Genomic DNA, 11114 nt, shown 5'->3' with positions numbered 1-11114 from the left:
GCGTATTGGGCGTTCGCCGCACCGTTGACGCCGCCGAGGAACGCACCCGACGCCGCTCCGATGCCTGCGCCGCGGCCGCCGCCGACGGCGCCGCCGATCGCCGCGCCGAGCCCGGCGCCGAGCAGCGCGCTGCCGACCGCCTGCGAATTCACCTGGTTCTGCAGCGGCGCCACCGCCTGCGCCGCGTATTGCCGGCAGGCCTGGTCGTCGTAATAGGATTGTGCCGCCGCACCGCTTGCCAGCGCAACGAGCGCCAGCGCGACACTCGCAAATCTCGTCGTGATCGACCCCATTCCAGCCTCACCTTTGCGAACTGCCGATCCGCCACATGCCGAGGGCTTGCTCGACCGCTCCCTCGAGCGGCGTCCCAGTATTCCGACAGAAATATTGAAGACTGGTTGCCGCCCGCTGCCGCGAAATCGCGGTCCGGCGAGCCGGCGCCTGCGGCACGAAATGTTCAAAGCCGGTGATGCTGTCGACCCACACTCCCGTCGTTTTACTCGAACAGGAGGTCGCCGGCTTGCAGGCAGCCGGCGACCGCGTCCCGCCTGGTCCTGCCCAGCACCCTCAGGTGGTCTTCATCTGCGTCAGATCATAGCCGACCGTCTCGGGGCTGCCGCTCGTCGCCGGGTCCATGCCGGTGAACGTCTTGCTGATCTTGGTGAAGTTCAGCGACAGCGATTCCGACGGCATGTCGCCGCCGCTCGACAGCGAATAGCCGCTGATCCCGGTGTTGGTCAGCTGGTACTTCAAGAACTCTTTGATCTCGTTCTTGGTGGTGGTGGTGAAGCTGATCGTTACGTCGTTGTTCATCTCGCCGGCGACCGAATCGATAAAGAGCTTTGGCGAGGCAACATCGGTCGGCTTGGTGACGACGACCTCGCTGAGGCTGGGCTCGCTGCTCTCGCGCGAGGTCGAGCCGCGCGCCGCGGTGCCGATGCCGCGCCCGCAACCCCACTGAAACGAGGTGAGCTCGATCCAGTCCTTGTAGCCGGTGGTCGTGACCGGCCCCTTGATGCTGCCGTATTTCATATAGATCGCCATTGCCGCTCCCCTTCCAGTCGCCAGTCGTTAACTAGTTGAGACTATAGCGGAATGTCCCTTTGGGGTCCATTCCGACATGGATGCGGCCGATCGTCCGGCCCTCGGCGAGCCGCGCCAGGACCTCGGCCGACAGCTCCGGCAGCAGGCTCCCCGACAGGATCTTTTCGATGTTGCGGGCGCCCGACGCGGTCTCGGTGCAGCGCGCCGCGATCGCCTCGACGAGCTCCGGATCGCGCTCGAAAGCGGCGCGGTAGCTGTCGAAGACGCGCGCCTCGATGCGGCTCAGCTGCAGCTCGACGATCTGCCGGATGACCTCGTCCGACAGCGGCAGATACGGCACCAGCCGCACGCGGCCGAGAAACGCCGGCTTGAAATACTTTGCCAGTTCGGGGCCGAGCGCTTCGCTCAAGCCGGCCGCGTCGGGTGCGGTCTCCGGATCGGCGAAGAGCTTGTCGATCAGCTCGGTGCCGGCATTCGAGGTCATGATGATGACGGTGTTCTTGAAATCGATGTCGCGGCCCTCGCCGTCCTTCATCGTCCCCTTGTCGAACACCGAGAAGAACACGTCCTGGACGCCCGGATGGGCCTTTTCCATCTCGTCCAGGAGAACCACGCTGTAGGGCCGTCGCCGCACGGCCTCGGTCAGGACGCCGCCCTCGCCGTAGCCGACATAGCCGGGCGGACTGCCCATCAGCAGGCTGACCTTATGCTCTTCCTTGAATTCGGCCATGTTGATCGTCGTGACGTTCTGCTCGCCGCCATAGAGGAGCTGGGCGAGGCTGAGCGCGGTTTCCGTCTTGCCGACACCCGACGTGCCCACCAGCAGGAAGACGCCGATCGGGCGGCGCGGGTCGGTCAGGCCGGCGCGACTGGTGCGGATGGCCTGGGCGACCGCTTCGATGGCGTGCCCCTGACCGATGACGCGTCGCTCCATGGCCTCGCGCAGATTGAGCACGGTGCGGATCTCGTCGACCTGCATGCGACGGGCGGGAATGCCGGTCCACCCTTCGACGATGGCGGCGATCGCCTGCCCGTCGACGACGGGGAAAATCAACGGTTGTTCGCCCTGCAACGCACGCAGGCGCGTTGAAAGCTCCGCCAGCCTGGCGCGCTGGACCTGCCCGTCGCTGGCCGACCCGCCGTCGCCGGCACCGCCCTGGCCAGGCGCGGCGGCATCGATGCTGGTGCGCACGGCGTCCATTTCGCTGACAATGGCGCGCTCGGCGTCCCAGCGTTTCTGCAGATCGACCAGCTCGTCGCTCGTGCGAAGGCGTTCGGCCAGCAACTCGTCGCGCCGCGCCGTATGGTCGGCACCCGACGACATCTCCCGCTCGACGATCTTCAGCTCGGTATCGATAAGGCCGATACGGCGCTGGCGATCGTCGATCGGCGCGGGAACGGCATTCTGGGTCATTGCCACGCGCGCGCAGGCGGTATCGATCAGGCTGACGGCCTTGTCCGGCAACTGGCGGGCAGGAATGTAGCGGGCCGAAAGGCGGACGGCCTCGCTGACCGCTTCGTCGAGGATGCGCACCTTGTGATGATGTTCGAGCGTCGAGACGAGGCCGCGGATCATGGCGATCGCCACCTTTTCGCTCGGTTCCTCGACTTTCACCGGCTGAAATCGGCGGGTGAGGGCGGCATCCTTCTCGAAGTACTTCTTGTATTCGGCCCATGTCGTCGCGGCGATCGTGCGCAGCTCTCCGCGGGCAAGGGCCGGCTTCAGCAAATTGGCAGCATCGTTCTGTCCGGCCGCGCCGCCCGCGCCGATCAGCGTGTGCGCCTCGTCGATGAACAGAATGATCGGCTTGGGGCTGGCCTTGGTCTCTTCGATCACGGATTTCAATCGGTTCTCGAACTCGCCCTTCACGCCGGCGCCGGCCTGCAGGAGGCCAAGATCCAGCGTGCGCAAGGTCACGTCGCGCAGGGCCGGCGGCACGTCGCCCGCCGCGATGCGCAGCGCGAGACCCTCGACGACCGCGGTCTTGCCGACACCTGCCTCGCCGGTGAGGATCGGGTTGTTCTGCCGGCGCCGTGTGAGAATGTCGACCATCTGCCGGATCTCGGGATCGCGGCCGAGGATCGGGTCGATCTTCCCGGCCTTCGCCTGCGCCGTCAGGTCGATCGTGAACTGGTCGAGTGCCGCCGACCCGCCCGGCCGCACGTCGCCCGACCCCGTGCTCGCCGCCTCGGAACCGACCGCCTGACCGGTCGCCTGCGCGGCCTCGGCGGTGTTCGCGCAAATCTTCAGATAGTCGGTCTTGAGCGTGTCGGGCAGAACGCGCGCCAGATGCCCCGACGATTCGCGCGCCCGACGCGCCAACATCTCGTCGGCGAGCAGTGCCCAGAGCAGATGGCCGGATCGCACGCGGCTGGCACCCTGTTCCACGGAGGCGAGCAACCACGCCTCCTTGACGATGTCCACGATGTCGGGGGAGAGCGCCGGCGCGCGAGCGTTACCCGTCTTCATGCGATCGAGCGATCGGTTGAGGTCCGCGAGCAATCGTGCCGGCTCGACCTCCCAATGGCGCAGGATCGCGGCGAAGTCGGTATCGGAGCGGTCGAGAAGCCCGATCAGGAGATGCTCGATCTCGACATTGTAGTGCGTTCGCAGGGCCGTTACCCCGGCCGCTGCCTCGAGGGCTCGACGGCAGACGTCGTTCAGGCGACCGATCAGTGGCTTCAGCTCTATCGAGCGCACGTGGATCTCGTTTCCTCCAAGGACTTCATTCCTGGCGGACAGGCGGCGCACCGACCATCGCCGAACTATCCTGCAACGTCCGTACGCTCGACAACAGAATATTCGGATGAACGACGACCAACTCAACCATTGGACGCGGCGACCCGCAGCGCCCTTTGTATCCGGGGCCGGGACAAGGACGGCACGGGTCATCCCGACCGGCCGGGAAGGGCGCAATCTTGACCCTGCGTCCAGGCGCAACATAGGGTAAAGTTGCGGCGTCACCTCGATGGACGAGGATGGTTATGGCGGCCGATCCCCAGGCTGACGCCAAGCAGAACGAACTCCGCGGGACGCTGCCTTCGGGCACGCGTCTGCGCAACTATGAGCTGGTGTCCGTTCTGGGTCAGGGCGGCTTTGGGATCACCTACTACGCACGGGACGCAACGCTCGGCCGCGAGGTGGCGATCAAGGAGTATCTGCCGACGTCCCTGGCGCTGCGCGAGGACGGCACGATGGTCGTGCCTCGCTCGACGCAGTTGGCGGAGGATTTTGTGTGGGGACGCGAGCGCTTTCTCGAGGAGGCGCGCATTCTCGCGACACTCGAGGCCGTCCCATCGATCGTGCGGGTCTACGACTTCCTGGAAGCCAACGGAACGGCGTACATGGTGATGGCGTTGGCTCGCGGCGACACCCTCGAACAGCGTCTGAAGCAGAACGGGAAGCTGCCATCGAGCATCGCCGAGCGCCTGCTCGGGCGGCTGCTCGACGGCCTGGAGGAGATTCACAAGGCGGGGTTCCTGCATCGCGATGTCAAGCCGGCCAACGTCATTCTCGACGCCAAGAACAACCCGACGCTGATCGATTTTGGCGCATCGCGGGCGGCGATGGCCGATCGAACCGCTGCGATGACGGCGATCTTCACGCCGCGCTATGCCGCTGCCGAACAGCTCACCTCCGACAAGCAAGGGCCGTGGACGGACATCTACGGCGTATCGGCGACGCTCTATCATGCGATCACAGGCCATGCGCCGCCCAGTTCCCTGGAACGGGCGCTCAACGACGCGTACGAGCCTCTGACCAAGCTTTCGCCTCCGGGCTTTTCGTCTGACGTGCTGCGAGGGATCGATACAGGTCTGGCGGTGCGGTCGAAGGACCGACCGCAATCGATCGCTCTCTGGCGGGACATGTTGTTTCCAACCGAGGCATCGGCGGGCGATTTGACCGTGGTCGCGGCAAGACCGAAGCCGGCCCGAGCGGCAGGCACGGCAACTCCGCCCGTGCCGCCATCGACCCGCAGCGGATCGACTCCAACGACTGCCGGTGCCCCGGCCGGCAGGAAGCGTATCGCGCTCTACGGTGGCGTGGCGGCGGCAGCCTTTGTCCTGGCGGTAGGCGGGTATCTGGCACTGGCGCCGAAGTCTGTCCCCCCGCCTGCGCAGCATCAGGAGGCGACGGCCGATCGCCGCGATGCGGCAGCCAACGCCCAGGCGGAAGACGAGGCGCGGCAGAAGGCCGAAGCCGAAGCGCAGCAAAAGGCGGCAGAAGCGCAGCAGAAGGCGGCGGCCGAGGCGGAGGCTCAGCAGAAGGCGGCGGCGGAAGCTCAGCAGAAGGCTGCGGCGGAAGCTCAGCAGAAGGCAGCGGCGGAGGCGCAGCAGAAGGCTGCGGCAGAAGCGCAGCAGAAGGCGGCGGCGGAAGCGCAGCAGAAGGCGGCGGCCGAGGCCCAGCAGAAGGCTGCGGCGGAGGCGCAGCAGAAGGCTGCGGCGGAAGCCCAGCAAAAGGGGGCTACGGAGGCACAGCAAAAGGCAGAGGACGACGCGAGACGCAAGGCGGATGCCGAGGCCTGGCTGAAGAAGGAAGCCGAGGCGATGAAGAAGGCCGAGGCCGAGGCCAGGCAAAAGGCAGAAGCCGATGCCGCAGCCCAGAAGTCGGCGGAGGCTACCGAGGCCGCGTTGGGCCTCACGTCGAGCGACCGTCAGCGGATCCAGGTCGCCTTGACCTCGCTCGGCTTCGACACGCGCGGCTTCGACGGCGTCTTCGGGCCACGTTCACGCGACATGATCAGCGGCTGGCAGAAAGCACGCAATCAGCCGGCAACCGGCTTCGTGACCGCAGCGCAACAACAGGCATTGCTCAAGGAGGCGGCGCCGGCCCTGGCGAAGTATGATCAGGAGCAGAAGAAAGCCGAAGAGGCGCGGCGCAGGGAAGATGCATCGGCAAGAGCCCGGACTGCAGCTTCGCCATCGTCCTATGGCGGCGTGTCGTGTCAGGATACGTCGGGGCGGCGCATCGATTTTCCGAATGCCGCCTCTTGCCCCTACGGCTTGATACCTCTGCGTTAGCAGGGAGCTCCCGATTTGAGTCGCAAAGCACCTGGCCATCGGCGGGATTGTAAGCCCAGTGGTCGCCCGCAACCGCCCCAGCTCTCCCATTGGAAGCTGGTACGACCTCACCGCGTACTGGCGATCATGTCGTTGCTGCTGGTTGTGTTCGCCGCCACGGCGAGCTTTGCCCAGGAAAGGTGGACCTTTGCGAATGAGATACCTTGCAGCAGTGCCCCCGTATACGGCGTGCCGTTCACGAGATGCTGGACGTCGAATGTGCGGACGTTTCGCATCGGCAGCGTTCAGGGTTGGCGGCTCACCTTTGCCGATGCGATGAGTGAATCCGAGGTCGGCCTGTACAGCCTGGTCGACCCGCGCGGGTCGGGCGGATTGCCTCCGGTCTCGGCGGGTTCGAGCATGATCGAATGGATCCGGACGGCCGATGCCCTCAAGGACGTCACGGCCGGCGCGGCTGGCTGGACTCCGAACGGCAACGATGGGCAGCAGCCCTATGTCACGTTCCAGAAAGGCCGGCGGCAGTGCCTGGCGTTTGTACGCAATGGACCGGCACAAAGATGGATCCTGGGTGCCGCATTCTGTCGCGAGTCGGCGTCGCCCATCGCAGCCAGCGAAGCCGCCTTCATCTCCGATGCCATCAAAGTGCGGCAGTAGGCCCGCCGCCGAAGCTGGGCCGCGACAGGAGATGAACAGGCGCGCCGCCTTCCTGTGTCGCCGCTACGGCGATCATCGGGATAGACTGCGGCTTGCAGTCGAGGGAGCCCGACATGGCTGAGAAAACCTGGGAACTGAGCGGCGAGTATATGGAAAGCTGCAATTGCGACTATCTCTGTCCCTGCATCTACACCAACCCGCAGGCGGCAGCGACGCATGAACATTGCTACGCCCTGATGGCCTACCGCATCGACCGCGGCCGCAACCGCGACGTTTCCCTCGACGGCCTGAAGTTTGCGCTCGTAATACGGTCCGGCCGCGTCATGGCCGACGGCGGCTGGGTATTCGGCTGCGTCGTCGACGAGCGCGCAGGCGAGGCCCAACGCACGGCGTTGGCCGAGATCGTGAGCGGCAAGGCCGGCGGACCGCCGCAGATGATCCGCGACAATCTGGTGAAGGATTTCCGCGGTGTCGAATTTGGACGCATCGAATTCACGATCGACGGACTGCGTCGTGTCGCCGACATCCCCGGTGTCATGACCTTCGAGATCGAGGGCGTGGCCTCACGCAACCGCTCGGGCGAGCCGTTCTATATCGACAACACCTCCCATCCGGCCAATCGCCGGCTCGCCCTTGCACGCTCGAAGAAGACCGAGGTCCAGGGCTTCGGCCTCTCTCTCAGTCTTCTTGGCAAAGGCAACAACGGGCATTTCGCGCCGTTCGCCTGGGCCGCCTGACCGGACCTGCCGTCGCGACGCCCGCTCCTGCCGCTGCTGACGTGCGGGGGATCGTCGGCAGGTCGCGCGGCGGTGCTCGTGATCTACGAGTGGAGGGCGTCCGCGCGGTCGGTTGTCGCCGCGGCAGGACGCCTCTACGATCCACGCAGGACCCCCGGGGAGGCAAGTTCGTGGCGCAGGAGCAGCGCAGGCTGGCCGCCATCGTGGCGGCGGACGTGGTCGGCTACTCGCGGCTGGTCGGCCGCGACGAGAGCGGCACGGTGGCCCGCCTGCGCCAGAATCGCGCGGAACGACTCGACCCGGTGCTGGCCCGGCGTGGCGGTCGGCTTGTCAAGCTGACCGGAGACGGAGCCCTGATCGAATTCGCCAGCGCCGTCGAAGCGCTCAACGCCTGCATTGAGATCCAGCAGTCGATGGTTGAGGCCAACAGTGGCGTCCCGACTGACAGTGCGCTGCTCTTTCGCATCGGCCTGCACCTGGGTGATCTGATCGTCGACGGCGACGACCTCTACGGCGACGGCGTCAACGTGGCGGCGCGACTCGAGGCGACCGCGCCGCCGGGGGGTATCGTGATCTCGCGCACGGTTCACGAGTCTGTCGCCGGGCGGGTGAAGGCCACGCTCGAGGACCTGGGCACGCTTGAGCTGAAGAACATCGAACGTCCCGTGCACGCCTACCTGGTGAAATGGGACCCGGTGGACTGGAAGACGGCGGCCGCGGCGCAACCGGAACAGCCGGTCGTCGAGTCGCCCCGATCTCCCGGCGTGCCACTTCTATTGCCCGACAAGCCCTCGATTGCGGTGCTGCCGTTCCAGAACATGAGCGGCGATCCCGAACAGGAATACTTCGCCGACGGCGTTGCCGAGGATGTGCTGACCACGCTCTCGAAGATCGAGGAGCTGATGGTGATTGCGCGCAACTCCAGCTTCGTCTTCAAGGGCCAGTCAAAGGACGTGCGCGAGATCGGCCGCATCCTGGGCGTCCGCTATGTGCTGGAGGGCAGCGTCCGCAAGAGCGGCAATCGCGTCCGGCTGACAGCGCAGCTCATCGACAGCCTGGACGGCGGCCACGTATGGGCGGATCGGTTCGACGGCGACCTTGACGACGTGTTCGCCCTGCAGGACCGGATCACACAGGACATCGTCTCGGCACTGGAGGTGCGCCTGGCCTTCGGCGAGCAGGCGCGGGTCTGGCGCCAACGGTCCGGCAGCCCGCTGGTTTACGAGCAGTTCGCGAAGGCCCAGAGTTACTACGTCCAGTTCGGCAAGCACACGCACGCGCAAGCAAAAGAGGCTTGCGAGCGCGCCCTGGCCATCAACCCCGGATTTACGCCGGCGCTTCTTTTCCTGGGGTTTACGCTGGTCGACCAAGCCGGTTCGGCTTCGTCACTAATGCCAGCGCCGCCTACGAGGCGGCGTTTGAATGCGCCGACCGTGCCCTGAAGGCGGATCCCGAAAGCGCCGACGGCTACTTGATCACGGGGTACGCCTGCGCTTTCCTGCGCCGTCATGACGAGGCTCTCGTCGCCGGCGCCAAGGCCATTGCGCTCGCCCCCAGCAGCTGGTCCGCCTATCACATGGCGGGCATGTTTCACTGCTATGCCGGCGACTTCCGGAAAGCCGCCGTGTACGCAGAGCAGGCGCAGCGACTAAGTCCGCTCAGCATCACCCACTCCCTCGCCGAAGAGGCGCGCGCCAGGTTTCACCTGGGAGACTTTGCGGCGGCCCGCGATATCGCCCGGCGCGTGTTGAAGGCCAGAGCAAGGTGGCTCACCGCGCAGACGACCCTGATCGCGGCGCTCTGGAACCTCGCAAGCAAGGACGACGCGCGATCGGCCGCGAAGGAACTACTTGCAGAGCATCCAAACTTTTCCGTCAGCCGCTGGGCACTTGGGCTTCCCTATAGGCGCGAGGATGATCTGGAGGCCCTGATTGCCCCGCTGAGGTCGGCGGGGTTGCCGGAATAAGGGCGAGACTGCCAAGCTGGGCCTTCTTGGGGTGGTTGTCCTTACCTCGCCGCCAGCTTCTCCTACTGGATCAATATTGAGTCCGGACCCTTAGCCCACCATGCGGTCTCTGCCTTCCCAGAATTTCGCCCGCAACACCTTCTTGTCCACTTTGCCGACGGCGGTAAGGGGCAGGCTGTCGACGAACTCGACCTTCTTGGGGGCGTGCGTTCCGCCTTTGCGATCCTTCACCAGTTGGATCAGCACTTCGGCCGCGGGCCGGGTTCCTTCCTTGCCGACGACCAGGGCGGTGACGGCTTCGCCCCATTTTTCATGCGGAACGCCGATCACCGCCACCATGGCGACGTCGGGATGGGAAGAGATGACGTCCTCGACTTCGCGCGGGTAGATGTTGAAGCCACCGGACACGATCATGTCCTTCTTGCGATCAACGATGTAGAGATAGCCGCGCTCGTCGGCCCGGGCGATGTCGCCGGTGTGCAGCCAGTCGCCGGCGAAGGCTTCGGCCGTCTGCTCGGGCCGCTTCCAGTACTTTTCCATGGTGTGGGTGGACCGCACGCAGATCTCGCCCGCCTCGCCTTGCTTCACCTCTTGATTGCTTTCGTCACGGAGACTCACCGTGCAGGAGGCGAGGGGAAAGCCGCAGGACCCGAAGAGCTCGGGGCGACGCTTGTCGTGGTCCTCCTTGCGCAGGACGCTCACCGGGTAGCATTCGGTCTGACCATAGAGCTGGCTGAAGATCGGACCGATCCGCTCCAGCCCCTCGACCAGGCGCGTCGGCGACATGGGCGAGGCGCCGTAGAGCAGCAACTCCAGTGACGACAGATCCGTTTTGCCCAACGTCGGATGGTCGAGCATGACATAGATCATGGTCGGCACCATCAGCGTCAGGTTGATCTTTTCCCGCTCGATGGTGGCGAGAAACTTGTCCGGCTCGAAGCCCTTCAGCAGATGAACCTCGCCGCCGCGCAGCAGGGAGGGCAGCACCTTGGTGCCGGAAACGTGCGTGATGGGCGCCGCGGCGAGATAGCGCGGCGTGGCAGGAAGCTCGAAATCCGCGGCGATGGCCAGCACACCCTCCGCGGTCGCGTGATGGCGACGGATGGCGCCCTTGGACTTGCCGGTGGTGCCTCCCGTGTAGTTGATGATGGCGTAGTCGTCGGCCGACGCCAGGTCGATCGGGCTTGCCTCACCCGCCTTCTCGGCCGCCGCCAGCAGGTCCTGACCGAAATCGGCCTTGCCCATCGTCAGCACGACCTTCAGCCGATCGGCCGCCTTCGCCGACAGTTCGCCGCCGCGCGCCGCGTGGGTCCTCGGGTCGACGACAAGCGCGCTCGCTCCGGCGTCCGCGATCGCATCGAGATGATCGCCCAGGGCGCCCAAAGGATGCAGCCAGGTGATGATGAGGCCCAGGCCCTGCGCGGCGACGCCCGCGCACCAGGTTTCGGCACTGTTGGAGCTGAGGAAGGCCACGGTCTCGCCCTTGCCGAGGCCGGCCGCCGCCATGCCGGCCTGCAATCGGCCGATCAGGGCGTGCGTCGCGCCATAGGTAAGGACGCCGCCATCCCATACAAAGGCACGGCGGGCCGGATGGCGCGCCAGGGCACGCAGAGCCATCGTGGTCGTGGTGGGAGCCTGTGTGATGCCGTTCTTCATTTCTTCTCCTCCCGATCCTGCCGTTTCATCCTGCC

At 65.9% G+C, this 11114-nt stretch carries 9 protein-coding genes; 5 read left to right on the top strand and 4 right to left on the bottom strand.

Translation table 11 applies throughout. The features are described from left to right. The 3 genes from VH499_RS14990 to tssH form a co-directional block, all read right to left on the bottom strand. Window positions 1-293, bottom strand: a 293-nt coding sequence (locus tag VH499_RS14990; protein WP_332053547.1) for a YMGG-like glycine zipper-containing protein, incomplete at its 3' end; no start/stop codon positions are given. Window positions 294-567: 274 nt separating this feature from the next. Next, entirely contained in the window at window positions 568-1044 is a 477-nt protein-coding gene (locus VH499_RS14985; protein ID WP_332053546.1) for a type VI secretion system tube protein Hcp, read from the bottom strand. 31 nt (window positions 1045-1075) lie between these two features. Further along, window positions 1076-3745, bottom strand: coding sequence for a type VI secretion system ATPase TssH (gene tssH, locus VH499_RS14980; RefSeq protein WP_332053545.1), 2670 nt, complete (start codon window positions 3743-3745; stop codon window positions 1076-1078). 284 nt (window positions 3746-4029) lie between these two features. Between tssH and VH499_RS14975 the strand changes: the two genes are divergently transcribed. The 5 genes from VH499_RS14975 to VH499_RS14955 all read left to right on the top strand — a co-directional run bounded on the left by VH499_RS14975 (window position 4030) and on the right by VH499_RS14955 (window position 9423). Continuing rightward, a complete protein-coding gene (locus VH499_RS14975; protein ID WP_332053544.1) occupies window positions 4030-6066 on the top strand; it encodes a protein kinase domain-containing protein in 2037 nt (678 codons plus the stop codon). A gap of 126 nt (window positions 6067-6192) precedes the next feature. Next, window positions 6193-6720, top strand: a complete 528-nt coding sequence (locus VH499_RS14970) for a hypothetical protein (RefSeq protein ID WP_332053543.1) — start codon at window positions 6193-6195, stop codon at window positions 6718-6720. Between the two features lie 113 nt (window positions 6721-6833). Further along, window positions 6834-7457 (top strand): DUF1326 domain-containing protein, encoded by a 624-nt coding sequence (locus tag VH499_RS14965; RefSeq protein WP_332053542.1) that lies wholly within the window; start codon window positions 6834-6836, stop codon window positions 7455-7457. 170 nt (window positions 7458-7627) lie between these two features. Beyond that, entirely contained in the window at window positions 7628-8899 is a 1272-nt protein-coding gene (locus tag VH499_RS14960) for an adenylate/guanylate cyclase domain-containing protein (RefSeq protein WP_332053541.1), read from the top strand. Between the two features lie 29 nt (window positions 8900-8928). Next, window positions 8929-9423, top strand: a complete 495-nt coding sequence (locus VH499_RS14955; protein WP_332053540.1) for a hypothetical protein — start codon at window positions 8929-8931, stop codon at window positions 9421-9423. Between the two features lie 90 nt (window positions 9424-9513). Here the strand turns inward: VH499_RS14955 and VH499_RS14950 are convergent, their stop codons facing one another. Further along, the gene (locus VH499_RS14950; RefSeq protein WP_332053539.1) at window positions 9514-11079 is read right to left on the bottom strand and encodes an AMP-binding protein; all 1566 of its coding nucleotides are present in this window, start codon (window positions 11077-11079) and stop codon (window positions 9514-9516) included. Window positions 11080-11114 lie beyond the last annotated feature (35 nt).

The sequence above is a fragment of the Reyranella sp. genome (assembly GCF_036558665.1).
Classification (GTDB): domain Bacteria; phylum Pseudomonadota; class Alphaproteobacteria; order Reyranellales; family Reyranellaceae; genus Reyranella.
Note: the sequence above shows the minus strand (reverse complement) of the source record. Positions and strands in the feature narration are given on the sequence as shown.

Excerpts from the sequence above, each read along its gene's own strand:
- VH499_RS14970 (WP_332053543.1), top strand. The coding sequence starts at position 6,193 with ATGTCGTTGCTGCTGGTTGTGTTCGCCGCCACGGCGAGCTTTGCCCAG.
- VH499_RS14975 (WP_332053544.1), top strand. The coding sequence starts at position 4,030 with ATGGCGGCCGATCCCCAGGCTGACGCCAAGCAGAACGAACTCCGCGGG.
- VH499_RS14950 (WP_332053539.1), bottom strand. The coding sequence starts at position 11,079 with ATGAAGAACGGCATCACACAGGCTCCCACCACGACCACGATGGCTCTG.
- VH499_RS14965 (WP_332053542.1), top strand. The coding sequence starts at position 6,834 with ATGGCTGAGAAAACCTGGGAACTGAGCGGCGAGTATATGGAAAGCTGC.
- VH499_RS14985 (WP_332053546.1), bottom strand. The coding sequence starts at position 1,044 with ATGGCGATCTATATGAAATACGGCAGCATCAAGGGGCCGGTCACGACC.